Raw genomic sequence first — 24,551 nt, forward strand, 5'->3', positions numbered from 1 at the left:
TTTAATTACGCCGTTTTGGTACTTTTTCGGCGAGGCTTTAACAAGCGGTTTTTGCTTGTTAAAGGATGGTGATAAAAAGTACGTAGTGCAAATGTTAATTAAGGTAAAGGTATTCACCAATAATAAAATAATAATTATATTATGAGTAATTACCTTTACCTTAATGGTTAAAGGAGAATGGAAAAATGGTAAAATTAGTTTTAGCGAAAAAGGAAGCGGTAGAATTATTCGGGTCGGAGGATTGCAAGAGACATTTTTTGAAATATGGAAAATTCACGAACAAGGATATTGAAATATCCTTAATTAATGAAATGAAAAGATATTACAATACAGTTGAGAGTGTAAAACCAGCAAAAGGTCGTGGTTATGTTTATGAGCTTAGTGGCGAGAAAGATGAACCTACACCAAAAGAAGATGGAAGAATAAGCAATGGTGCATGGAGCAATCCATACATAAAGAACATGGATATTATGGTTGTTTCTGTTTTAGAACAAGGGTTAGTAGAAGAAACAGCGCAAACTTTAAGTAAATGGTGCTTTGATTTTGGATTAATATCTTTAAAGATATATGAATTATTACCTGCTAAATACAATCAACATTTTAAAGAACAATGTTTACAAGAATTAAAGGAAAACAATATTATTAGTGAAGGTGAAGATAGAATTTTAAACGATTTTATATATCAATTAAAAACTTTACAAAGTCAATTAGCAGGTACATTGAAAAGAATGCAGAAAGCTAATCTAATCGAATATTACTCTGTACCAAAAGGATATGTTGAAGAAGATGATAAAACAGTCAATTTGCATGAAAGTACAGTTAAGAAAATACTAACACTTCAAAGAGAGTTGATGGAACGTTATAATGTAAGCGATTGGTATTTAAATACATTTTACAATTCATCAAGATCTCGGGAATATCGCGATGAATGGAAAAAAGGGTTAGCGCTAATCACAGATGAAAATGAGAATATTATTGGCTTAAGTTATTGGTATAAGACATACGCAATTATTTTAAAAGCGCGAAAGAAGAAAATTATACATTATTTAGAAAAATACAATAAGGGTGTTATTGAGCAATTCAAAAAAGACACGCAAGTATTTATAGAAGAAAATGAAAATAAATTTCATAAAAATAGACATGATTATGTTGTGAGTGAAGCACAAAAGAGAGAAGACAATTTTCTAAGTGAAAAAATAAATGTAATTGAATTAGATGAATCTGTTAAGGAAATCTACGATTCAAATACGAGAGAAGTAAAATATCATAACAAAAGACAAGATTATACATATGATGAAAAATATTATGCTTTATACTTTGATAGATTGTACGCACAACGAATTAAAGAATTACAGGAATACTATGGACACACTTTTAAATAAAATGATTGTATCGTGTAGAACAAAAATATAAGGGTTTTGGAATTTTTGATTAGCCTTATATAAAAACACAAAAAACATATATAATGCAAATCAAGCATTTCAAACATAAAGTTATTCAGCCCTTACATTGATGTGGGGGCTTTAAAGTTAAGAGAAAAAGACCTCCAAAATCTGAAGGTCTTATGATTTCCCTAATTCTATAATTATTTCATTGTATATTCTCTCTAAATAAATTTTCTCTTCGACATCGGTTGTAATTTGATTTATTTTATCAAATGCTTCAATTATTGTTAATGTATTAGTAACTAGATTACTATCATATAATTTCTTTGCGCTATCTCTAGAAGCTGTGCTTAATTTTTGTTTAGAGTTTTGAATTTTTCTAAATATCATATAAAGTTGATTTTGGGTTAATTCACTATTTTTAATGTTTTTCATATGTTCAAGAGTACGTAATTTTAATTCGTTAATTTTATTAGAATTAATTAGTTTCTCTTTAACTGTATTTACACCAGTGGAGTGATTAATGTTAAAAACATGATCAGATATCCCGCTAAAGCTCTGGTTTTTATCATTAACAATAGTGTATCTCAGTTCAAGGGAAAATTTCCCTTCCTTAATTTCATTATTGGAAATGTAAACGCCAAAGTAAATATATCCTATATTTTCAATTTTAATAGGGCTTTCTAGATTGAAAAATATGTTAATAGCAGAGTCTGTTAAGAATGCTCGTTCTACTACAAACTTTGTTTTATTTACTTGGCAATATTTGTGTAGGAAAATTAAAGTTAAATAGATAGCAAGATGATTATCATAATTATTATAACGGGTAGAGGTAAGCCCTCTTAAAAGCCAATCTCCATCATGCTTCATCAATCTATATTGTTTTTGTATATTAGGTTCTTTTTCAAATAACTGGGTAATGTTCTCTCTTAATAAATCACGATAGGAGTTAGAAATACAATATTTAGAAAATTTACCCATATGAAAAATATCATCTAAAAAATCGTAAGTAAAGTCATATATTCCTATTGCATTAAAATCCTCTTCCAAATCTTTATTATTAAATCGTAGAATGATCTCATTATTATCAGATAAACCGATATACTCCATATTTTGAAGTTTTTCTACAATGTCTAACTTCTCTTCGTCTACTTTTTCAAATAATGTTATTAATTCTTTTGAACCGTCTATCAATATCTCGGATTCTAAATCAAATTCAGTTAGCGGGAATGTTTCACCTATTAATAGATCTAAATCAGATTCTCTAATTAGATACTTCAAATCTTTGAAACGAGCTTTAGGAGAATTATCCTGTTTTGAATAATAAACTTGATAAATATGATTTTTCATAATATTCCCTCCCTTTTGTAACTATATTACCATTTAAGACATATTATGTCGAATTTTATATATTTACAAAAATAATCTTTCTATTAATCATGTATGCTTTTTATACAAAGGATACATATGGTATACTGATGTAAAGACAATCCTTAATAGTTAATTTATTGAATAAGTAGTATTATAATTAAGTTTAAACTAGCATACATAAAAGAGCTTGAATTATGGTAAATATGAACTAAAAAAAGGGAATGTTGATTGATGTTCAACCTTTAAAAACAAAAAAAGAAATTCATGAATTAATAGAAGCATTGGGGATGTCTAAAAATGGTTTGCGTGATGATTTAAATTAGGCATTTCAACAGGTTTACGGTGTGGGGATTTAGTTGCTCTCAAAGTTGAACAAGTAAAAGGTAAATCGTCATTCAAAATTAGAGAGGGTAAGACCAAAAAGGAAAGAATGGTTAGCTTTATAACTGATCTTGCTGATTAAATAGAAACATTACCTAAAGATGCGGTACACCTATTTGCTAGTCGTAGGGGTGGTGGTCATTTTACTACAACACAAGTTTATCGTAGTATTGCTAAAGCTGGTGATATGATTGGGAATGACTCAATTGGTACTCATACTATGCGTAAGACATTTGGATACACATATTACCAAGCGACAAAAGACGTAGCAACATTAATGGAGATATTCAACCATTCGTCACAGAAAATGACTTTACGTTACATTGGAATCACAGAAGAATCTATTGAAAATTCTATAAGAAATATTAGTTTTTATTAGTATTTTTTGTATAATTTTCCAAATTAGTAAAAGGGGTGTTCGAGTGAATCGACCTAGGTCAACAAAGATAATTTTTAATGACCCAAAAGAAAAAGAAGAATTTTTCAAATGGCTAGAGGAAGATGATAGTGATGATGAGGGAATTAAGCGTGCTAGAGCATTACTACAAGAGGATGATAATGAAGAATCTACTAGTACTATAACCATAATTCCGATCAGTACAAGACGTGGTACATCTAAAATATATGAACCTAGGGTAGGAAGGGCTAACAGAGAAACTAGAGTTCCAGATAAATTTAAAGAAATAGCTCGCATAGTTGCAAAGCATAATAATGTTGCTGGACAAAAAATTGCTTTAAAGAATGGCGATCATGTGGTAGTCAACGTTGGTGTAAAAGCTAAGTCTACTATTATTGGAAATAAAGGTAAAACTAGAGGCTTGAGGACAGACAGGTAGATTAGTCATAGGGGGATTTTATGTATTGGAAATATATTAGAGAATTAGATGCTAAAATATTAAACACTTTTAAATGTACTGATGAACCAATTGTGGAAGAATATTTAATAAATGAAGCTCTAAAGAATGATTTAGAGTTATATACTACTACAAGAGTGCTAATTGATGATCAATCTAATATCATTGGTTATTATTCAATGTATAATGATATTGTCACTGTTGGAGGAGATAAAAAAAGGAAATTCGATATTCAACATTGGACATCGATTAATAGTTTCCCTTCTGTTCGTCTACATTATCTAGGTGTTTCTGACGAATTTAGAAAGCAAGGATACGGAAAGAAAATCCTTAAAGAAGTATTAAAACAAACAAAAGCTATTGTTGAAATGTCTGGTTGTATGTTTATTACGGCTGAAGCGATTAATGACAATGCATTCAAATTTAATGAAAAATATGGATTTAAAAAGTTTCGGAATATAAAAGGTAAAAGAATCGCGTCTGAGCCAGAATTAATGCTTCTAAAACTTAATAGTTTAATAGGATAGTACAGGGTGGCGTTGTCCAAATATTTGGGCTTACTGTATTATATTACATCGTAGTTACAGCCATCAGCGACTATTGAGTGGGAATAATTAAATAACAATAAGAAAAGCTTGGAGAATCTACTTAATAGTAGAGTTTGCTCCGAGTTTTTTGTTGGATAAATGGATTTTTGATACTCAAAAGCACTATTATTAATTGAATAAAGTATATAAGTATAGGTATATATTTTAAAATATTGTAAAATTAAACAGAATATATTATTGCATGTAAAATAGTAATATAATTTATTATTTTAGATAACAGTATGAGGTGAGAAATTTGAATATTAGAGAGTTTATAAAGGGATTTAAAAATCATCCCGTTGTTTTTATTGGAACAGGAATTAGCTTACGATACTTAGAAAACTCTTTTACATGGGATGGTCTATTGAAACATATATCTTATGAATTAGTGGGCTCTAATGAACATTATTATGATATTAAATCTAAATATGAAATTGATGGAGAATATGATTACACAAAAATTGCAAGTGAACTAGAAACTTATTTTAATAACGTTGTAAAAAGTGATAGGAACGGAAGGTTCAAAAAAATAAATGATATTTTTTATGAAAATATGGAAATGGGTAAAAATATTAGTCGGCTAAAATTGTATATTTCTGAAATTTTAAGAAACTATTCATTTAAAGATGACAAATTAGAGGAAATAGCAGAATTAAAGAAAATAAGGAAGAACATTGGGTCTGTAATTACTACAAATTATGATTCGTTTATTGAAGATATTTTTGAGTTTAAAACATTAATTGGAAATGAAATTTTATTAAGTAATCCATATGGTTCTATTTACAAAATACATGGAAGTCTTGATGAGCCGAGTAAAATAATTATAACAGAATCTGATTATACAGAATTTAATGAGAGATATGAATTAATTAGAGCACAATTGTTATCACTGTTTATTCATCATCCTATTATCTTTTTAGGTTATAGTATAGGTGACAACAATATAAAGGATATTCTTAAAACAATATTTACTTATGTAAATCCAAATACTGAAGAAGCTGAAGAAATTAGAAAGAATTTTTTATTAGTAGAATATGAAGCGGGTTCTAATAATCAAGAAGTGACTAATCATGATATTGATATGAAGGGTTTTTCTACAATTAGAATAAACAAAATCAAAACTGATAATTTTGATGAAATATATAAAGGTCTATCTGATTTAGTTTTACCTGTATCTGCTATGGATATAAGGAAAGTTCAGTCAATTGTAAAAGAAATTTATACAGGTGGCGATATTAAAGTAAGTATTACTGAAGATATAGATAGTTTACAGAATGGTGAGAAGGTATTAGCTATCGGCTCTTTGAAAACTATAAAGTATGATTTCCATACATCATCAGAGATGATGGAAAATTACTTTAATATTATTGATGAATCCAATCATCAATTACTAGAGTTAATCAATAAACTAACTATCCAAAACAGTCAATACTTTCCGATTTTTGGTTTTGGTATAATCCAAAAAAATATTGAGAGGTTTGAGGACCTAAAAATTAATCAGATTAAAAAAATCAATAGTTTATTAGAAACGCCTGTGCGTTTTGAAGTTGAGCATAATTATATACAAAATATTCTTTCTGACGCAGAAATTCCTCAGACAAAAAAAGATTTAGCAATAATATATGGAATTTTGAAAGGTAATATCCCTTTAGTAGAAACAGAAAAATATTTGAGAGAATATGAAGAAAAAAAGACCACAGATTATAGAAAATTGCTTTGTGTATATGATTTTAAAAAGTATGCAGAGCAAGAGGATCTATATAAAATAACAATACCCTTAATGGGGCAAATATAAAAATACATCCAAATATTTGAGGATATAGTATTTTTACTGATATTATAAGGTTATTTATATGATGAGAAAATGGATTACAAGAAATCAATGATATGTGTATGTAGAGGATAAACTGTGTTTTTATGTAACATTGAGGTTTCCTTTGTAATTCGTATTTTATTGAGTACACTAAATTATATTAGGTCTTTGAACCAAGTTCATAAATATGTAATACTCCCTTGTGGAGAAAACATTGGGTATATCAATATTTTGGAGCTTAGAAGCGGGTGTATTGGGATTACAGTGAAAAAGCATACGGAATGCTGTGGCATTAGACAAGGGAAGATGTTTCAAATATTCGGGAAAATAGTTACCTCGGATTGTATGTTATCCATTTTATTCATCTAATATGTTATTTCAAATGAATTGAAATAGAAAATGGTCACCTAAAAACAGGTGACCATAGTGACTAAAAATTGCATTGAAAAGTTCAAAAATCCTCGATATATCAAGCACTTTCTGTCCTAACAGTAAGTGACCACATACTTACTAGTGAAGAAACGATTTCAGAAGAATGCCGAATAACATTCAACGATATGGTGAATGTAATGTTTAAGCTAGCATTTAGCTTTACGCAATGTTATCATTGAGAAAGATGGTAATAGAATAGCGTTCTGAGATTGTTCTGTTCTTAAATATTTGTTTTAAGCTTGGGGGGAGTAGGCTAGGGTAATGAATTTTATTATTACTAGTCTTTTATGGAACAACCATTCCATTCCACCAAGCATTGATGAACAATGACGTGTTTAAATCAGCACAATTCAATACGAAGTTCCTTGAAGAGAATGATGTTTTGGGTGTAGCAGAAAAAGTGAAGTAAGCGTTCGCAATTTTAAACCTTCTAACTGTTAGTAGTTAGGAGGTTTTTTATAAACTTTAAAAGGACAAAGGAAAGAAATAATTTATTTGATATATAATTTATACAGAATACGGTATTGAAAACTGTTATTTCCTATCTATTGTTTAATTAAGTATCTTGACTGTGGAAGAATGAAAACAAATGAATATATCGACTTATAGTTGTTTAATGTTTAAAAGAAGCGATATGCAATTTATATTGGTGCAAGCATGATTTAAAAGGTTTTTTTATGAATTGTATTTCAAAAAACGAACAGATTCAAAGAGGAAGGTTGCTTCTGATGTTGTAGATAGTTTATTAGAAGTTAGAGAAAAGAATTTAGGAGATATTCGTAGACTATTAAATGAAATATCTAAAATAAATAAAAAATGCAAATATTACATATTGAAAATTTAGTCTTTAGAAGCACAAAAAGGAATTTTATATCTACATCAAATTTTCAAAGTGTAGCAATAGAATGTGCAAAAATTCATGGTATTCGTTAGTCCAATTAACAGAAGCAGACATTAACTACGAAATACGTGATAGAATAAATGTAATTATGGCACAAGGAAGAATCCCATTTTTATTTTGGCAAACCATATTTAGGAGTAATAATTGTCAAGGGGATGTAGGTACTACTTGTTCTTATCTGAGTAGAAGTAAATCATCATTAGAAGAATTTTTTAAAATCTAAACTAAAGAGGATTCTAATTTAATGATGAAGTATCATTTCTATATTTATAAAAAGACTGTGATGAAATAGGTTGAAAACTGAAGGATACCTATATAAAAAGGAGAATCAAAATGGGAAATATCTTTGATGGATTTACAGTTTTAATTAAACTTAAACAAAGTGATAATTTTTATTCACACATTAAAGGGAACTATTCTAAGGAAACAGACTATACAGCAAAGGACGTTTATTTTGGAACAAATTTATTTAATAATATTAATTTAGATATTCAAAATAAGATTATTACAGAAGAACCCGAATTATATATTATAGTTAATCCTGAAGGAAATGAGAACTCCTATTTTCCGACAGAATTTTATAAAGCCGAACATATAAAAAATATAATTTTTAGAAATAAATCACCAAAACTTTTTGAGGAAGCGATACAAAAACTTCCTGACTATTATAGAAAAGAAATGAAAGTTGATGAAGGAAGCATATATAATAATATTATAAAACTAGAGAATGTTAAAGTAATTCAAGAACTTGAATTTTTTAAATCATTATCTAATAAAAAATATTTAAATAAAAATGATAAGCTGTTTACTGAAGAAAAAATTAATGATTTTTTAACTAAACATGCTAATTTAGTTTATCTTATCAATTCTTGAAATTTATTTAAATTATATTGAGAAAAGTTTATTATAGAAATATTTTTATCAAAGAAATAAATAATCTATCAAACTTTTTTCATAATTTATAAAACTCATTGTTAAATTTTAAGGTCACTTCTAATAGTCTTTAGACTTTCTTTATGAAATTGGTTTATTTTAATTTAAATTTCTGCTCTTTCTTGTAGAGGAAAGTGATGTAGTATTAGATATATGGAACTCATTCATACGGCTATCAGTATGTTAGGTGTAAGTTTTGAGGAGCTAGAAGCGACGCGTGAGCACAAGAGAGAAATTCGTGGTGGATTTGATAAAAGAATTTATTTAATAGATGTAGAAGATCAATAAAGCCCATTTTAAATTAAAACGGCTTTCGACAGCCAAACCTTCCTTTTTATAGTATAATAAATGTAAGTACAGCACTTGTTTGTGATGTGTAAGGGAAAGGATGATATTTGTATGGCAGAGAAAGTAGGACAATCTTTCGTACAACCAACACCTTCTGGGAAAGAAGAGCTTGGAAAAATTGAGGTAGCGGCAGAGGTGATCGAAGTTGTGGCTGGGATTGCTGTAAATGAGGTTGAAGGCATTGCTGCAACTCGTGGAAATATTGCGACGGGTGTCGTGGAACGTTTCGGTAAAAAGGTACACAATAAAGGCATTAAATCAGGTGTAACGGAAACTGGTGAAATTGCCATTGATGTATTTTGCTCTGTAAAATATGGATATGCCATTCCTAAGGTAGCAAAAGAAGTTCAAACGCAAATCCGTCAGGCTATTTTTAATATGACAGCACTAGAAACAGCAGAAGTGAATGTGCATATTACAGGTATTCACTTTGAAAAAGAAGAAGCAGTAGTACATGAATAAAAAGAAAAGGATTGCCCAATGATGATTCGTTCATCAAGGGCAGTCCTTTTTATATGGATTTCTCTAGGGTTCATGTGGATGTGTATCGCTATTTTTATAATTCTATATGCTTTGGCTTTCTCCAGAATAACGCAAGAATGACGCCAAGCACCAAGACGATTGTGGCAAAGTAGTATGGATAGTTCAGGTTGATATCGAACAATATACCACCTAGAATAGGACCGAAAATATTACCAAGACTTGTAAACATAGAGTTCATACCACCAACAAATCCTTGTTCATTTCCAGCAATTTTTGATAAATATGAAGTAACAGCAGGGCGAATTAAATCGAAGCCTACGAAAATAAAGAATGTAACAAATAAAATGGCAAAATAATGACTCACGATCGTCATGGCGAATGTTAATACTGCTGAAAGGATTAACGAATAACGAATAACATTAATCTCGCCCATTTTCTTTGTCAGCCAATCAAATAGTATTAATTGAGCTAGGGCACCGACAATACCACTTCCTGTAATAATAATAGCAATATCAGATGGTGTAAACGCAAATTTGTGATCAACGAATAAGCTAAACAACGATTCAAATGCAGCGAGGCCAAATGACAACACGAAAATAAGGATGAATGGAATGAAGTAGAGTGGGCTAAACACTCGCTTGACACTCCCTAAAATGGATGGTGCTGCTTCTTCATTGTCTGTAGCACGTGACGGCTCTTTTAAAAACATGAATGACAGGATAGCTGCGAACAGACCAAGTACCCCAGCTGCATAAAATGGGACACGTGTACCAATTTCAGCTAAAAATCCACCGATTCCAGGACCGATAATAAAACCTGTGCTAATGGCTGCACTCATATAGCCAAGTGCTTTAGGGCGCTGTGCCAATGTCGTAATATCTGCTATATAAGCGGTTACGGCGGGCATAATGAAAGCTGCACTTACGCCACCTAGCATACGGGAGACAAAGAGGATTTCAACAGAACGACCGAATCCAAATAAAAACTCAGAAAGTCCAAAAATAAAAAGACCTGCAACAATCATAACTTTGCGGCCAATAGTATCAACAAGCTTACCTGCAATTGGTGATGCGATTAGTTGTGTAATGGCAAAGGCTGCCACCATATAACCAACAACAGAGCCAGAAATATGTAGCTCATTCATGATGGTTGGTAAAACAGGGATGACTAAACCAATCCCTAAAAAGGCAATGAAAAGATTAGATAATAAAATAGCTAAGGTTATATTTTGCTTCTTGCTCATAAACTTCTCCTTCTAATTGTTCGCGATACATGTTTTCAATCTACTAGAATATTTCCATGTAATACGATAAACCCTATAGTAACTATAGGGTCAAAAGATTTGTTTTTATTTTTTAAAGTTTTTATTAGTTTGGGAATTCTTGTAGAGAGTTATACGAGTGCACAGTTACTTTTTCGGAGGAATTTTGTGTCTCTTGTTTTTGCCTAATCTTTAATTCTACTATAAATTTCTTTTCTTGCTCCATAGTGAGCGTTGCTGGCATATATAGCTCATACACCTGCGACTCAAATAGTTCCTGCTGAGCCAATACATGATTTCTCAATTTTTCATAGAATGAAAAATAAGTATCAGGATCATAAATAAAGGCAATGCATACATATTTACCACCAGGGATAATGGTTTGTTGTATGTTTGGTGAGAGCTTCGAAAATGTGCGCTCCGTTAATAGGGGAGTGAAAATAGCATCATAAATAATATCATTGACATCTTTATAAGGCTCTAATGGATAAATACAGCCATAACGACTGTTTAAGACACTGCCTTCCTTTTCTATAATTTTAATTAAAGTGGCATAGTATGTACTGGTGCTTGATGTTGGTGTTAATTCAGTAGTGGTTACTTGAAGAACGGGCATGGCCTCTTCTATCTGCACATAGACCTCACCGAAGACTGGAATATCAATTTGCTCTTGTAATTGCTTTTTAGTTTTCAGTAAAGTATTTTTTGCTTCGTTTAAACGTAAAATTTTTTCATTGATGCGTAGTTCCTGCTGAGCTAAAAAATCAAGCAATTCTTCAGAGGTTAGTCTAAGTGCTTTTTTTATATCATCCAGTGAAACGCCGATATATTTAAGAGACTTTATAATATCTAAATAGAATAGCTGATTGCCTTTATAATACCGATAATTGGTGTAGGTATCGATATAAGCAGGCTTAAATAAATCAATTTGATCATAATAACGTAATGTCTGAACCGATAAGTTTGAAAGTTTGGCAACCTCACCTATCGTATAATAATGTTCCTTCATAAATGGCCTCCACTAGTAATAGCTAAAGAAGTTTCGAATGGCATCAAAACGAATTTTATGCTTGCAATCCTCGCAGTAAAATAGGTGAGATTTACGTTTCTTTATTTGTTTATATTGTTCTTCACCTTCAACCAATTTAAATGTTTTTTACTGCTAGGGCATGTAGCTTCATATTGCATTGTGAACACCTCTAAAGATCTTTTCATTTTCTTTATTATACCATTATGAACAGGAAACAATCATTTTTGAATACCACTATTCGATAAGAAGTGAGCTTAAGCAAAAAGTTCCTTGAAAAAGGTTTCAGATTATTGAAAACTTGCTTGAAATCGTGTTTCTCGTGTGATTTTATGCTATTATAAACCTTAATGCCACTTAAGAAGGAGAGCTTTACATGAAACGACATGAAGCACGCGAAAAAGCGTTGCAAGTTTTGTTTCAGCTAGACAATACGGATCTAACAGTTGAAGAAGCAATGGGCCATATTAAGGGTCAACCTACCAATGCCTTCTATGAAAAGATCGTGAATGGAACAGCTGAACATTTGGAGGAAATCGATGCTACATTAGAACAGCATCTTGAAAAGTGGTCACTTGCCCGTCTACCCAAAATTGAAAGAACGGTTTTACGCCTAGCTGTATATGAATTGTTATACATGCCAGAAACACCAAAAAGAGTAGTACTAAACGAAGCAATCGAGTTATGTAAAACATTTGGCGATGATAGTTCATCTAAATTCGTCAATGGTGTACTTTCTAAATTTACAGAACAAGAATAATGTGTTGAATTGGAAGGAGTAACGAAGGTTTATGTCAAGTGCAATTATTAATGGTAAAGAGATTGGTCAAGAAATTCGTAATGCTGTAGCAGAGCGTGTCATTCGTTTAAAAGAGCGAGGGTTAACACCTGGTTTAGCGGTTGTGTTAGTTGGAGACAACCAAGCATCAGCTACATATGTGAGAAATAAACAGAAATCTTGTGAAGCAATTGGTATGTTTTCAGAACTCATTAAATTACCAGAAGAAACAACGCAAGAGGAATTACTAGCACAAATTGAGCTTTTAAATCAACGTGAGGATATTCATGGTATTTTAGTTCAATTACCACTCCCAAAACATATTGATGAGGATACAGTCATTGCAACGATTGCGGTCGAGAAGGATGTCGATGGATTCTCACCTGTAAGTGTTGGGAAAATGATGCTTGGCCAAGAAACATTTTTACCTTGTACACCGTTTGGCGTGATGAAGCTTCTTGAGTATTCAGGAATTGAAATCGCTGGAAAACATGCTGTGATTGTAGGTCGTAGTCATATCGTTGGTAAACCAATGGGACAACTACTTTTACAAAAAGATGCAACGGTTACCTATACACACTCTAAAACGCCAGATTTACCTTCATTTACAAAACAAGCGGATATTTTAATTGCCGCTGTTGGACGTGCAAATTTTATTACGAAAGAGCATGTGAAAGAAGGGGCTGTTGTCATTGATGTAGGGATTAATCGCGATGACAACAATAAATTATGCGGCGACGTAAACTTTGCAGAAGTGGATGGAATTGCGTCTCATATTACGCCTGTACCAGGTGGCGTAGGTCCAATGACCATCACAATGTTACTATTCAACACAGTGCAAGCAGCTGAAAATACGCTTGCAAAATAAAAATCCTTTGAAAAAAAGTCATCTCAACATTGCTGTGAGATGACTTTTTTTGTTGCGTAAAATCAGAACTTTTCTGCTATTTGGACGTCTAATGTAACGTTTGGGACATACATACTTAGAAGGAGGTCTTTATGGAAAATATTGATATTATGTTAATTGTTAAGCATATCATTATTGGACTTGTCCAAGGCTTTACAGAGCCAATTCCTGTATCGTCGAGTGGGCATGTGATGATTGCCAGCGAAATACTGGGACTAGGTGAACAAGGTTTTACTTTTGCCATCTTAACAAATACAGCTTCGTTACTCGCTATTATGTATATTTATCGTGAGGATATTGTTCGTCTGATTAGCCATTTTTTTCTTTACTTGAAAACGGGAGAAAAGCGTTATAATGCGGATTTTCGCTTTGCTCTCTATATAATAATTGGTTCAATCCCTGCTGGCGTTTTAGGGGTGTTATTAAGTGACGTTATTGCGGATAATGTAAGTATGACGACGATTGCGCTTATGCTATTTGTGACAGGGACCGCATTGTGGCTAATACGTAATATGCGTGGCAAGAAGAAAGATGCAGATTTACGTGCAAAAGATGCTATCATTGTAGGATTAGGGCAAGCAGTCGCTTTAACGCCAGGCATTAGCCGTTCAGGAGCTACGATTATTTCAGCCATAGCAGTAGGGATGAAGCAGGATACAGCCTTACGTTTTTCTTTTATGCTTTATATTCCTGTGAGTTTGGGTGGGGTAGTCCTCGGTATTACAGATTTTTTAGACGAGCCGAATAAAGGTGCCTTAGCACTTCCCTACGCCGCCACTTTCTTGGCGACACTTATTATGACTTATTTTGCGATGCGTTGGTTTATGGGCATTATGAAAAGTGGCAAACTTAGCTATTTTACGTATTATTGTTTTATTGTAGGAACTCTTTTATTACTATTCTATTAAAATATAAAGTCTCATAACGTATGAAGTTATGGGGCTTTGTTTGTTATTTGTCATAATAGACGGTTTCTAATAGTGAGAACGTGTAGGAATGTGTTATAGTTGTTTTTCGATAGAAGAAAGACAGTCATTTTTTCTAGCGAAACTGCATTTTGGCACGTCAACGACTGTAAAAAATGTTATGATAGGTGTAGTTTTGTGAAAAACTTGATTTTAGTAAAGGAGCCGAAAACATGTCCTCTGCTTCTTATTTAACAGTAAAAGCGTTAACAAAATATATTAAACGAAAATTCGATGCAGATCCACATTTGCGTGAAGTCTATGTAAAAGGTGAATTATCGAATGTGAAAATTCATCAATCCGGTCATATTTACTTTACCTTAAAAGACGATGGTGCCCGAATAGCTGCTACGATGTTTAAAACAGCGGCTACCAAATTAGCGTTTGAGCCGAAGGAAGGTATGCAAGTATTTATCCGTGGTGATGTAAACGTTTACGAAGGCTATGGAACTTATCAGCTCTATGTACAGGAAATGCAACCAGACGGCATTGGTAGCTTATTTGTTGCCTTCAATCAATTAAAAGAGCAATTACAAAAAGAAGGGCTTTTTAAACCAGAGTGGAAACAGCCGATTCCAAAGTTTCCTGAAAAAATTGGTGTGCTCACTTCAACTACTGGTGCAGCTATCCGGGATATTTGTACAACCTTAAAGAGGCGTTACCCACTTGCGGAAATTTTGATTTATCCAACACTTGTGCAAGGAGCTCAGGCAGCACCGAATATTGTGCAAAATATTCAACGTGCTAATCAAGAGGCGAGCTGTGACGTGTTGATTGTCGGGCGAGGGGGAGGCTCAATCGAGGACTTATGGGCATTTAATGAAGAAATCGTGGCACGAGCTATTTTTGAAAGCCGAATCCCCATTATAAGTGCGGTTGGTCACGAAACAGACACGACGATTGCCGATTATGTAGCAGATTTACGTGCACCGACACCAACGGCAGCTGCTGAGATGGCTGTGCCAGATCAAGCGGAGCTCTACCAACGTGTGCTGACGCAAAAATCACAGCTTCATCAAATGGTTAGGTCGCAACTTATGGCTGAGCGACAACGTCTAAATAAGCTCCAGCAGTCTTATCCGTTATCAATGCCAGAAAGACTTTATCGACCTTTTACGGAAAGATTGGCACAGCTTGAGTCTGGATTGCAGACAGCGATGCAAGTGAGCTTGATGAAAAAAGCCGCCCAACTTCAACAATTACATAGTACGGTGGAGCAACATTCACCCAAAAAGGCACTTGCTTTTCATCAGAGAGAGCTTGAAGCGCGTGTCCAACAATTATCACGTGCTACAGCGTATTATGTGGCGAAGCAACAACAAAAATTTGAGTCAACCGTTAGAACATTAGAAGCTTTAAATCCACTGTCTATTCTAACAAGAGGCTTTACAGTAGCATATAAAGAGCAGCAAATGATCAAATCATCCACTGAGGTGCAAAAGCAGGATCAACTGACACTGACCTTCCATGATGGAAAGGTTGTGGCAGAAGTGACGAATATCTTGCCAAAGAATGAGGGGGAATTGTTGTGACAGAAAAACAACAAACATTTGCAGAAGCCATGACGGCACTAGAAGAAATCGTTCGCCAATTAGAACAAGGTGATGTGCCATTGGAAAATGCGATTGATTTATACAAGCAAGGAATGGAGCTATCAAAATTTTGCCATAGTAAGCTGCAACATGCTGAGGAGCAGCTTGTATCAATTGTCCAAGAGACTGGTGAAACAACAGCATTTGATCCACTAAAGGGAGAGAATTAGGAAATGAATGAGCCATTAAAGTACTTTATCGAAAGCAATACACCACAAATTGAAGAGACCATGTTTGCACTTGTTGAACAAATTGATGCACCAGCAGATTTAAAGGAATCCATGCTGTATTCATTAAAGGCGGGCGGTAAACGAATTCGTCCACTTTTTGTGTTAGCAGTACTGGAGCTTTACCGTGAAAATCTACAGGACGGTTTGATTGTCGGTTCAGTGATTGAAATTATTCATACGTATTCTTTAATCCATGATGATCTACCAAGCATGGATAATGATGATTTCAGAAGAGGTAAGCCAACAAATCACAAAGTTTATGGAGAAGCGCTGGCTACGCTTGCTGGTGATGCGTTAAACACACTGGCATTTGGCATTTTAGCACGTATGGAAATCTCTGCTGAAAAGCGTATTGAACTTGTCCAATTGCTAAGCGTTGCAGCTGGTGCAGAAGGCATGGTTGGTGGTCAAGTACTAGATATGGAAGGGGAACAACGTCAGCTTAATTTAGCTGAATTGGAACAAGTCCATGTCAATAAAACAGGTGCTTTATTGCGCTTTAGTATTGAAGCGGGAGCCGTACTTGCAGATGTGTCAGAACAAGACCGTGCTACATTGAAGGAGTATGCGCATCACATTGGTTTAGCTTTCCAAATTCAAGACGATATTTTAGATATTGAGGGAACAACAGAAGAACTAGGAAAAACAGCTGGGAAAGATGTCGCTAGTGATAAAAGTACCTACCCAGCACTGTTAACACTAGAGGGAGCAAAAGAAAAGCTTGCTGAGCATTATCAACATGCCATTAACGCACTCGATCAATTACCAATAGATGTCAGCCTATTACGTGACTTTGCGGCTTATATTGTACATCGTAAAAACTAAGAGAAAATCAAGGCGTTGAAGGAAAAGAATATGCTAGAATAGGTGGGAACGTTTGCAATATGCAAACAATGAAGTGCTCGTACTTTTAGCATATTGATAACACTGCTATAATGGTGGAAACACAATTGCGGTGAATATTTTATTGAAAAGGTGTGTGAGAAAGGTGGATTTAAATAAAATAACTAGTCCATCCTTTTTAAAAAACTTAAATAAGAAGGAGCTTGAGCAGCTTGCCCAAGAAATTCGTACCTTCTTAATCGAAAAATGTTCTGTCACAGGTGGGCATATCGGGCCGAATTTAGGCGTAGTTGAGTTAACGATAATGCTGCATAAAATGTTTGACAGTCCAAAAGATAAGTTTTTGTGGGATGTTGGCCACCAAGCTTACGTGCATAAAATTTTAACAGGTCGTGCGAGTCAATTTGACACACTACGTCAGTTCAAAGGGCTTTGTGGGTTTCCAAAGCGCGTGGAGAGTGAACATGATGAGTGGGAAACAGGTCATAGCTCGACTTCCTTGTCAGCAGCCATGGGTATGGCAGCAGCACGTGATATAAAAAAAGAAAACAACTTTGTTATCCCTATTATTGGAGATGGCGCTTTAACAGGTGGTATGGCACTTGAGGCATTAAATCATATTGGCCATGCGAAAACGAATATGATTGTTATATTAAATGATAATGAAATGTCGATTGCACCGAATGTTGGCGCGTTACACAATGTTTTAGGTCGTCTACGTACAGCGAAGGAGTACTCAAAAGCCAAGGAAGAGCTCGAGTCACTTATTAATAAGATTCCAGTACTAGGTGGAAAGCTTGCGTCTACTGTAGAACGCGTGAAGGACAGCTTGAAATATTTAGTAGTATCGGGTGTGTTTTTTGAGGAGCTAGGTTTTAAATATCTTGGTCCGATTGATGGGCATGATTTTGAAGCGCTTGAAATGACTTTATCACACGCGAAAAAAGTGAAAGGGCCAGTCCTTGTTCATGTCATTACGAAAAAAGGAAAAGGCTATAAACCAGCCGAGGATGATACAATTGGGAATTGGCATGGAACAGGTCCTTATAAAATTGAAAATGGTGCCTTTGTAAAGTCTGAGGCAACTGGACCAGCATGGAGTAGTTTAATTGCTGAGACGGTTCGTAAAATTGCCCATGAAAATGAGCGAGTGGTAACGATTACGCCTGCCATGCCTGTAGGTTCAAAGCTACAAGGTATTCAACAGGACTTCCCAAATCGTTTCTTCGACGTGGGTATTGCTGAGCAACATGCGGCAACGATGGCTGCAGGATTAGCTACGCAAAATATGAAACCATTTTTAGCGATTTATTCTACATTCCTGCAACGTGCATATGACCAAGTATTACATGATATTGCTCGCCCAAATTTAAATGTCTTTATCGGTATTGATCGTGCTGGTTTAGTGGGAGCAGATGGAGAAACACATCAAGGTGTATTTGATATTGCTTTCCTTCGTCATATTCCAAACATGGCCATCATGATGCCAAAGGATGAAAATGAAGGGCAACATATGGTAAAAACAGCGATTGATTATGATGGTGGTCCAATTGCACTTCGTTATCCACGAGGTAATGGGATTGGTGTGCCATTAGATGATGAGCTTGTCGCTTTACCGATTGGTAGCTGGGAAGTTTTACGTGAGGGGAAAGACGCATCGATTCTGACATTTGGTACAACGATTCCAATGGCAATGGCAGCTGCAGAAATGCTAGCGCAACAAGGTATCGATATTGAAGTGGTCAATGCTCGCTTTATCAAACCGATGGATGAGGATATGCTACACCGTATATTATCTAGTCAAAAACCAATTTTAACAATTGAAGAAGCTGTTTTACAAGGTGGTTTTGGTAGTGGTGTATTAGAGTTTGCTCATGACCACGGCTATTTAAATGCGCTTGTTGATCGAATGGGCATCCCAGATCAATATATTGAGCATGGCAACGTAGATCAGCTACTCGCAGAAATTCATATGACAGCAGAGGATACGGTTGCACGTATGCACGTATTACTTCAACAAAAACAGCAAGTGGGCTTGAATAAATAATGACAAAACAACCAAAAGAACGAGTAGATATTTTACTTGTAGAGCGTGGGCTATGTGAAACAAGAGAAAAAGCAAAACGTTCCATTATGGCGGGAATTGTCTTTTCGAATGAAATACGTATTGATAAGGCAGGCGAGAAAATTGCCGTCGATGCACCGCTACAAGTAAAGGGCTCAGATTTAAAATATGTGAGCCGTGGTGGCCTTAAATTAGAAAAGGCGCTACAAATTTTTGATATGTCTGTAGAAGGGAAGCTAATGCTTGACATTGGCTCCTCTACAGGTGGCTTTACAGATTGCGCCTTACAACATGGAGCAAGACATTGTTATGCACTAGATGTTGGTTCTAACCAATTAGCTTGGAAAATTCGCTCAGATGAACGTGTCACGGTAATGGAGAAAACGAATTTTCGCTATACAACGGCAGCCGATTTATCAGAAGGTTTACCTGATTTTGCAACAATCGATGTCAGCTTTATTTCGTTATCACTGATTTTACCAGTATTAAAAACATTATTGATGCCAGGCGGGGATGTTATGGCATTGGTGAAACCTCAGTTTGAAGCAGGTAAAGATAAAGTAGGCAAAAAGGGAATTGTTCGTGATAAAAAAGTACATCTAGAAGTATTGGAAAAAACGGCTGCAATGGCAACAGAGATTGGTTTTGTAGTGAAAGATGCTTCGTTCTCGCCCATCACAGGTGGAGAAGGAAATATTGAATTTTTATTCCATTTAGTGAATCCTATTGAACAAGAAATTCTACCTGCATATACAGCTTTTAATGCACTCGTTGAAGAAGCGCATAATTCTTTAAAATAACACGTGCTCGCTTATAGAGCCGTGTTTTTTCTTGTGCTTTTTTGTTGAAAATGGTAGTGTGATTATACACATAAACAATTATTTATAAGAGGTGATTTCGTTGAATAAAGGACAACGACATATACGGATTCGGGATATTATCGCCAATCACGAGATTGAAACGCAAGATGATTTAGTCGATTTTTTAAAAGAAGCAGGCTATAATGTCACACAAGCTACGGTATCACGAGATATAAAAGAGCTTCATTTAGTGAAAGTACCACTGCAGGATGGTCGTTATAAATATAGCTTACCCGCAGATCAACGTTTCAACCCAGTCCAAAAATTACATCGTGCATTAGCGGATGCATTTGTAAGTATTGATGGGGCATCACATTTTTTAGTCATGAAAGCTCTTCCGGGGAATGCGAATGCCATTGCATCCTTACTTGATCATTTAGATTGGCCAGAAATTTTAGGTACAATTTCTGGAGATGATACCATTTTAATTATTTGTCGAAATGAAAATGAGCGTGAAAATACAAAAAATCGCTTATTAGACATGCTTTAAAAAATGGTTAAATTGATTTAGAGGTGACATTTTGTGTTAAGAGAGCTTAGTATTCGAAACTTTGCCATCATTGAGGATTTGACTGTCAGCTTTTTAGAAGGCTTAACAGTTCTCACAGGGGAAACAGGTGCCGGAAAATCCATTATCATTGATGCGGTGCATTTACTTGCTGGTGGACGAGGCAACACTGAATTTATTCGACATGGCGCAAGAAAAGCAGAATTGGGTGGCTTATTTCAAATTTCGAGTTCAGTACATCCTGTTCTGAAAAAGTTAGAAGAAGCAGGCATTGAAATAGAAGAAGATACGATTATTTTACGTCGTGATTTAAATGATACGGGTAAAAGTATTTGCCGTGTGAATGGAAAGCTTGTGCCATTATCGGTACTAAGAGACATTGGAGCTAGTCTTATTGATATTCATGGCCAACATGAAAATCAAGAGCTAATGGATGAAAAGCAGCACATCAATTTGCTCGACCAGTTTGCAGAAGAAGAGCTATTGCCCATTCAAAAAACGTATCGTGCTCAGTACGATGAATACCGTTTACTCAAAAAAGACTTAGCTTCCATATCCATTGATGAGCAATTGATGGCACAACGTATCGATTTGTATCAATTTCAAATCAAAGAGTTGGACGAAGCCAATTTAAAATTAGGCGAGGAAGACGAGCTTCTAGACGAACGCCGTCGTCTGATGAATTTTAATAAAATTTTTGAACGCTCTAGTGCAGCCTATGAAGCCATTCAAGGCGAAACAAAAGGGCTTGATTGGATCGGTACGGCAATGGGTGCTTTAGAAGACGCTGCAACGGTTGATGAGCAATTTAAAGAATCGTCTGAGGCAGTTACAACTGCGTTTTATGCATTGCAGGATGCAGCCTATCAGGTCAAAAATGTGTTAGATGAATTAGAATTTGATCCAGCTCGTTTAAACGAGGTGGAGCAACGTTTAGCATTATTGCAAAATTTAAAACGCAAGTATGGTACAACAGTAGAAGAAATCTTGGCTTATTATGAAAAAATTAAAACTGAGTTAAATGAGCTGTTGAATCGCGATGAAATTTTGCAGGTGAAAGAACGACGCGTGTTAGAAATGGAAGCTGTACTCAATGAGTTGGCTAGTGAACTTTCAACAGTACGTAAAGCTGCAGCCCAACAATTAAGTGAAGCGATTATGGCAGAACTACGTGAATTACATATGGAAAAGGCAAAATTTATTGTCAATTTTGATGAATTATCCTATTTCGATGCTAATGGGAAAGATCAAATTATTTTCTACATCTCCACAAACGTTGGAGAGCCTCCAAAGTCTTTACCAAAAATTGCATCTGGCGGAGAATTATCACGAATGATGCTGGCATTGAAAACCATTTTCTCTTCTTCCAATGGAATTACCTCCATTATTTTTGATGAGGTTGATACAGGTGTCAGTGGTCGTGTGGCGCAAGCGATTGCAGAAAAAATTGCCGCGATTTCTGTAAATTCTCAAGTTTTATGTATTTCACATTTACCACAAGTTGCTGCGATGGCCGATCATCATTACTTCATCAAAAAAGAAGTGGAACACGATCGAACATTTACTTCATTATCAGAGATTGATCAAGACGCTCGTATAGAGGAAGTAAGCCGTATGATGTCTGGAACCGAAATTACAGCGTTAACATTACAGCATGCAACGGAGCTATTAAAAATGGCAGATGAACGAAAAAAACAAATGCGTTAACCTTTATTCCAGAAACAGTTTCAGCTGTTTCTGGCTTTTTTCATTTTGCGCAAATATTTACCGCTTATAAGAACGTCACAACAACACATAGTAAAAAGACAAAAATGAAAAGGAGGTGTCGTATGAATCGTCATTGGCGTCAATTAGTCATTTTGCCTATGCTCATCTTTTTATTAGTGATGCCTATACAAGCTTTAGCTGCCAAAAAGCTTATACCGATGGGCGAAGCAATTGGAATCCAACTTCAATTATCACATGTATTTGTAGCACACGATGTACTGTTAGCTTCCAATCAGTGGATGAAAGGAGGCGCTGTTATTGAAAAAATAAATAATATACCAGTAAAATCACTTGCTGATGCCAAGCAAGCTGTGGCAAAGGATGGCCAACAGAAATGGACGATCAATAGTGGTGGCCAACAAATTACATTGGAATTACAAAACCAAGAAGCAGAGCATGTCATTTCCTTTTTAAAAGATGAAACAGATGGAGTAGGAACACTGACTTATATTGATCCAGAGACAAAAAATTACGGTGCACTAGGTCATCAAATCGTCGATTCAACCCTACAAGAAGCCCCTGTTTTTAGAGCTGGCTCCATTTTTTTAGCTTCTATTCAGCAAATCCGAAAAAGCACACCGGGCCAACCAGGCTATAAAATTTCCTCCATTGAAAAGCATCAAGAACGGCTAGGCAGTATAGATAAAAATACTATTTATGGTATTTTTGGCCGTTGGGAAGACGGTTATCAACAAAGATTACCCAAAGCGATAGAAATTATGCATGAAAAAGATATAAAAACGGGGAAAGCAGAAATCTATACAGCCATTGAAGGCAGTAAGGTGGAAACCTTTTCAATTGAAATTACCAAAGTGGAAAATGAACGCCTTGAATTTATAGTATCTGACGAGAAGCTCATTGAAAAAACAGGTGGTATTTTGCAGGGAATGAGTGGCAGTCCTATTATTCAAGATGGTCGTTTTGTCGGTGCGGTGACACATATGTTTGTGGAGGAGCCGAAAAAAGGTGCAGCGCTAACGGTAGCGGAAATGTTAAGAAGATCTTCATAAAAAGGGATGAAAGGTAAAAATCCGTTTAATTTTCCGCAGGCTGGACAAATGCCGCAGGAAACTACACGGATTTTTTACCTTTATTTCATCGAATCCAACATGTATTTCTGATAATTTCCTGAAGGAGTCATGATATTTAAAAAAACTGTAGTTTTATCTACTAAATTTATCTAAAATAAGTTATTAGAGCATTCAACAGGTCGCAGCCATTTAGCGTAACTTGTCGATATTAAAAGAAAGTATCGGACTACATACTCATTTTTGGAAATAGAAAAGGTTTTTAAAACAAAAATGTCGAAAATTCCACAGTGTGCCAAAAACGGCATTTAGGGGTTTAGGTTATCGCTTTGAGGTGTTCAAAGCAAGTCCAGAAGGAGGAATTGAAATGACAAAGGTAAAAGTAGCGATTGCAGATGATAATCGTGAGTTATTAAAAACAATGGAGCAGTATTTTCAAGGACATGCCGAAATAGAAATTATTGCAACTGCTTCAAATGGAAAAGTATGTCTACAAATGCTTGAGGAATTTACACCAGATATTTTACTTCTAGATATAATAATGCCTCATCTTGACGGTTTAGCTGTATTAGAATCCATGTATCAAAATGAAAAAATGTCATCAATTCAAGTCATTATGCTAACAGCTTTTGGCCAAGAAGATGTCATGAAACAGGCGGTAGATTTAGGAGCTTCCTACTTCATGCTAAAGCCCTTTGAATTCGATCAATTGGTACAAAAGATTTTGCATTGTGCTGGACAGAAGGCGACACTTCCGAAAAAGACAAGCGTGTTACAACCGACAGTACCTCAAAAATTAAATCAGCATCAATTGGACAGTACGATTACAGCCATCATTAAAGAAATCGGTGTACCTGCCCATATTAAAGGCTATTCTTATTTGCGTGAAGCCATTCAAATGGTCTTTGAAGATATTGAATTATTAGGATCTGTGACAAAAATTTTATATCCAGAAATCGCCAAAAAGTTCAATACAACACCATCTCGTGTGGAACGTGCGATTCGCCATGCGATCGAGGTTGCATGGAATCGAGGCAATTATGAATCCATTTCGTCGATGTTTGGCTACACAGTCCATCACTTAAAATCTAAGCCAACAAATAGCGAATTCATTGCCATGATCGCAGACAAAATCCGCATCGATATGATGGCTAGCTAGTTCCGACATATATATAATAAACATATACAGCAATTATACTTCGCATAGTATAGCGCCCTTTTAAATTTTACTG

At 34.8% G+C, this 24,551-nt stretch carries 23 protein-coding genes and 1 pseudogene; 21 read left to right on the forward strand and 3 right to left on the reverse strand.

The window, feature by feature from the left end:
* The first annotated feature begins 185 nt into the window (after nucleotides 1–185).
* Nucleotides 186–1,382: a hypothetical protein gene (locus ACEVFT_RS24465; protein WP_393951546.1), complete on the forward strand. Its 1,197-nt coding sequence runs from the start codon at nucleotides 186–188 to the stop codon at nucleotides 1,380–1,382.
* Nucleotides 1,383–1,562: 180 nt separating this feature from the next.
* On the opposite strand, the gene ACEVFT_RS24470 is transcribed toward ACEVFT_RS24465, so the two are convergent.
* Entirely contained in the window at nucleotides 1,563–2,735 is a 1,173-nt protein-coding gene (locus ACEVFT_RS24470) for a hypothetical protein (RefSeq protein ID WP_393951547.1), read from the reverse strand.
* A gap of 571 nt (nucleotides 2,736–3,306) precedes the next feature.
* On the opposite strand from ACEVFT_RS24470, the gene ACEVFT_RS24475 reads away from it, so the two are divergent.
* From ACEVFT_RS24475 to ACEVFT_RS24510, 8 genes and pseudogenes are all read left to right on the forward strand, one after another.
* Nucleotides 3,307–3,516: a tyrosine-type recombinase/integrase gene (locus tag ACEVFT_RS24475; RefSeq protein WP_393951553.1), complete on the forward strand. Its 210-nt coding sequence runs from the start codon at nucleotides 3,307–3,309 to the stop codon at nucleotides 3,514–3,516.
* A gap of 43 nt (nucleotides 3,517–3,559) precedes the next feature.
* Nucleotides 3,560–3,973, forward strand: coding sequence for a hypothetical protein (locus ACEVFT_RS24480; RefSeq protein ID WP_393951548.1), 414 nt, complete (start codon nucleotides 3,560–3,562; stop codon nucleotides 3,971–3,973).
* A 20-nt stretch (nucleotides 3,974–3,993) separates the two neighbouring features.
* Entirely contained in the window at nucleotides 3,994–4,518 is a 525-nt protein-coding gene (locus tag ACEVFT_RS24485) for a GNAT family N-acetyltransferase (RefSeq protein WP_393951549.1), read from the forward strand.
* Between the two features lie 316 nt (nucleotides 4,519–4,834).
* Nucleotides 4,835–6,373 carry an SIR2 family protein gene (locus ACEVFT_RS24490; protein WP_393951550.1) on the forward strand — a complete coding sequence of 513 codons (1,539 nt, stop codon included), beginning with the start codon at nucleotides 4,835–4,837 and terminating at the stop codon, nucleotides 6,371–6,373.
* 488 nt (nucleotides 6,374–6,861) lie between these two features.
* Nucleotides 6,862–7,002 (forward strand): annotated as a pseudogene (locus ACEVFT_RS24495) (purine-nucleoside phosphorylase); the annotation flags it as partial.
* Between the two features lie 1,055 nt (nucleotides 7,003–8,057).
* Nucleotides 8,058–8,597: a hypothetical protein gene (locus tag ACEVFT_RS24500; RefSeq protein ID WP_205444258.1), complete on the forward strand. Its 540-nt coding sequence runs from the start codon at nucleotides 8,058–8,060 to the stop codon at nucleotides 8,595–8,597.
* Between the two features lie 213 nt (nucleotides 8,598–8,810).
* Complete coding sequence (locus ACEVFT_RS24505) at nucleotides 8,811–8,945, forward strand: nucleoside triphosphate pyrophosphohydrolase family protein (RefSeq protein WP_279381297.1); 135 nt, start codon at nucleotides 8,811–8,813, stop codon at nucleotides 8,943–8,945.
* A gap of 111 nt (nucleotides 8,946–9,056) precedes the next feature.
* Nucleotides 9,057–9,467: an Asp23/Gls24 family envelope stress response protein gene (locus ACEVFT_RS24510; RefSeq protein WP_205444257.1), complete on the forward strand. Its 411-nt coding sequence runs from the start codon at nucleotides 9,057–9,059 to the stop codon at nucleotides 9,465–9,467.
* A 94-nt stretch (nucleotides 9,468–9,561) separates the two neighbouring features.
* Here the strand turns inward: ACEVFT_RS24510 and ACEVFT_RS24515 are convergent, their stop codons facing one another.
* Together ACEVFT_RS24515 and ACEVFT_RS24520 are read right to left on the reverse strand one after the other, a co-directional pair.
* A complete protein-coding gene (locus ACEVFT_RS24515) occupies nucleotides 9,562–10,731 on the reverse strand; it encodes an MFS transporter (protein WP_393951551.1) in 1,170 nt (389 codons plus the stop codon).
* A 124-nt stretch (nucleotides 10,732–10,855) separates the two neighbouring features.
* Nucleotides 10,856–11,758 carry a MerR family transcriptional regulator gene (locus tag ACEVFT_RS24520; protein WP_342440913.1) on the reverse strand — a complete coding sequence of 301 codons (903 nt, stop codon included), beginning with the start codon at nucleotides 11,756–11,758 and terminating at the stop codon, nucleotides 10,856–10,858.
* A 394-nt stretch (nucleotides 11,759–12,152) separates the two neighbouring features.
* Here ACEVFT_RS24520 and nusB point away from each other — a divergent pair, with 394 nt between their 5' ends.
* From nusB to spo0A, 12 genes are all read left to right on the forward strand, one after another.
* Nucleotides 12,153–12,536: a transcription antitermination factor NusB gene (nusB, locus tag ACEVFT_RS24525; RefSeq protein WP_004231146.1), complete on the forward strand. Its 384-nt coding sequence runs from the start codon at nucleotides 12,153–12,155 to the stop codon at nucleotides 12,534–12,536.
* Between the two features lie 31 nt (nucleotides 12,537–12,567).
* The gene (gene folD, locus ACEVFT_RS24530; RefSeq protein WP_054549163.1) at nucleotides 12,568–13,422 is read left to right on the forward strand and encodes a bifunctional methylenetetrahydrofolate dehydrogenase/methenyltetrahydrofolate cyclohydrolase FolD; all 855 of its coding nucleotides are present in this window, start codon (nucleotides 12,568–12,570) and stop codon (nucleotides 13,420–13,422) included.
* 131 nt (nucleotides 13,423–13,553) lie between these two features.
* Nucleotides 13,554–14,369, forward strand: a complete 816-nt coding sequence (locus ACEVFT_RS24535; RefSeq protein ID WP_205444252.1) for an undecaprenyl-diphosphate phosphatase — start codon at nucleotides 13,554–13,556, stop codon at nucleotides 14,367–14,369.
* Between the two features lie 230 nt (nucleotides 14,370–14,599).
* Nucleotides 14,600–15,958, forward strand: a complete 1,359-nt coding sequence (gene xseA, locus ACEVFT_RS24540) for an exodeoxyribonuclease VII large subunit (protein ID WP_342440911.1) — start codon at nucleotides 14,600–14,602, stop codon at nucleotides 15,956–15,958.
* On the forward strand, nucleotides 15,955–16,188 hold the full coding sequence (gene xseB, locus ACEVFT_RS24545) for an exodeoxyribonuclease VII small subunit (protein WP_008179899.1): 234 nt from the start codon (nucleotides 15,955–15,957) through the stop codon (nucleotides 16,186–16,188). The genes xseA and xseB overlap by 4 nt, the downstream gene beginning before the upstream one ends.
* Before the next feature lie 3 nt (nucleotides 16,189–16,191).
* Nucleotides 16,192–17,073: a polyprenyl synthetase family protein gene (locus ACEVFT_RS24550; protein WP_205444249.1), complete on the forward strand. Its 882-nt coding sequence runs from the start codon at nucleotides 16,192–16,194 to the stop codon at nucleotides 17,071–17,073.
* A gap of 163 nt (nucleotides 17,074–17,236) precedes the next feature.
* A complete protein-coding gene (gene dxs, locus ACEVFT_RS24555) occupies nucleotides 17,237–19,138 on the forward strand; it encodes a 1-deoxy-D-xylulose-5-phosphate synthase (RefSeq protein WP_205444248.1) in 1,902 nt (633 codons plus the stop codon).
* Nucleotides 19,138–19,956: a TlyA family RNA methyltransferase gene (locus tag ACEVFT_RS24560; RefSeq protein WP_393951552.1), complete on the forward strand. Its 819-nt coding sequence runs from the start codon at nucleotides 19,138–19,140 to the stop codon at nucleotides 19,954–19,956. Before dxs ends, ACEVFT_RS24560 begins: the two co-directional genes overlap by 1 nt.
* A gap of 100 nt (nucleotides 19,957–20,056) precedes the next feature.
* Nucleotides 20,057–20,506 carry a transcriptional regulator AhrC/ArgR gene (ahrC, locus tag ACEVFT_RS24565; RefSeq protein WP_004231170.1) on the forward strand — a complete coding sequence of 150 codons (450 nt, stop codon included), beginning with the start codon at nucleotides 20,057–20,059 and terminating at the stop codon, nucleotides 20,504–20,506.
* A gap of 33 nt (nucleotides 20,507–20,539) precedes the next feature.
* Nucleotides 20,540–22,231, forward strand: a complete 1,692-nt coding sequence (gene recN, locus ACEVFT_RS24570) for a DNA repair protein RecN (protein ID WP_205444246.1) — start codon at nucleotides 20,540–20,542, stop codon at nucleotides 22,229–22,231.
* Between the two features lie 122 nt (nucleotides 22,232–22,353).
* The gene (locus ACEVFT_RS24575; RefSeq protein WP_205444245.1) at nucleotides 22,354–23,301 is read left to right on the forward strand and encodes a SpoIVB peptidase S55 domain-containing protein; all 948 of its coding nucleotides are present in this window, start codon (nucleotides 22,354–22,356) and stop codon (nucleotides 23,299–23,301) included.
* 385 nt (nucleotides 23,302–23,686) lie between these two features.
* Nucleotides 23,687–24,478 carry a sporulation transcription factor Spo0A gene (gene spo0A, locus ACEVFT_RS24580; RefSeq protein WP_016993890.1) on the forward strand — a complete coding sequence of 264 codons (792 nt, stop codon included), beginning with the start codon at nucleotides 23,687–23,689 and terminating at the stop codon, nucleotides 24,476–24,478.
* The last annotated feature ends 73 nt before the right edge of the window (nucleotides 24,479–24,551 follow it).

The sequence above is a fragment of the Lysinibacillus sp. PWR01 genome (assembly GCF_043359455.1).
GTDB lineage: Bacteria > Bacillota > Bacilli > Bacillales_A > Planococcaceae > Lysinibacillus > Lysinibacillus fusiformis_F.

What these genes read in the sequence shown, in the direction of transcription:
- ACEVFT_RS24465 (WP_393951546.1), top strand. Translation starts at nt 186, where the DNA reads ATGGTAAAATTAGTTTTAGCGAAAAAGGAAGCGGTAGAATTATTCGGG.
- ACEVFT_RS24470 (WP_393951547.1), bottom strand. Translation starts at nt 2,735, where the DNA reads ATGAAAAATCATATTTATCAAGTTTATTATTCAAAACAGGATAATTCT.
- ACEVFT_RS24485 (WP_393951549.1), top strand. Translation starts at nt 3,994, where the DNA reads ATGTATTGGAAATATATTAGAGAATTAGATGCTAAAATATTAAACACT.
- ACEVFT_RS24500 (WP_205444258.1), top strand. Translation starts at nt 8,058, where the DNA reads ATGGGAAATATCTTTGATGGATTTACAGTTTTAATTAAACTTAAACAA.
- ACEVFT_RS24505 (WP_279381297.1), top strand. Translation starts at nt 8,811, where the DNA reads ATGGAACTCATTCATACGGCTATCAGTATGTTAGGTGTAAGTTTTGAG.
- ACEVFT_RS24510 (WP_205444257.1), top strand. Translation starts at nt 9,057, where the DNA reads ATGGCAGAGAAAGTAGGACAATCTTTCGTACAACCAACACCTTCTGGG.
- ACEVFT_RS24515 (WP_393951551.1), bottom strand. Translation starts at nt 10,731, where the DNA reads ATGAGCAAGAAGCAAAATATAACCTTAGCTATTTTATTATCTAATCTT.
- ACEVFT_RS24520 (WP_342440913.1), bottom strand. Translation starts at nt 11,758, where the DNA reads ATGAAGGAACATTATTATACGATAGGTGAGGTTGCCAAACTTTCAAAC.
- nusB (WP_004231146.1), top strand. Translation starts at nt 12,153, where the DNA reads ATGAAACGACATGAAGCACGCGAAAAAGCGTTGCAAGTTTTGTTTCAG.
- folD (WP_054549163.1), top strand. Translation starts at nt 12,568, where the DNA reads ATGTCAAGTGCAATTATTAATGGTAAAGAGATTGGTCAAGAAATTCGT.
- ACEVFT_RS24535 (WP_205444252.1), top strand. Translation starts at nt 13,554, where the DNA reads ATGGAAAATATTGATATTATGTTAATTGTTAAGCATATCATTATTGGA.
- xseA (WP_342440911.1), top strand. Translation starts at nt 14,600, where the DNA reads ATGTCCTCTGCTTCTTATTTAACAGTAAAAGCGTTAACAAAATATATT.
- ACEVFT_RS24550 (WP_205444249.1), top strand. Translation starts at nt 16,192, where the DNA reads ATGAATGAGCCATTAAAGTACTTTATCGAAAGCAATACACCACAAATT.
- ACEVFT_RS24560 (WP_393951552.1), top strand. Translation starts at nt 19,138, where the DNA reads ATGACAAAACAACCAAAAGAACGAGTAGATATTTTACTTGTAGAGCGT.
- ACEVFT_RS24575 (WP_205444245.1), top strand. Translation starts at nt 22,354, where the DNA reads ATGAATCGTCATTGGCGTCAATTAGTCATTTTGCCTATGCTCATCTTT.
- spo0A (WP_016993890.1), top strand. Translation starts at nt 23,687, where the DNA reads ATGACAAAGGTAAAAGTAGCGATTGCAGATGATAATCGTGAGTTATTA.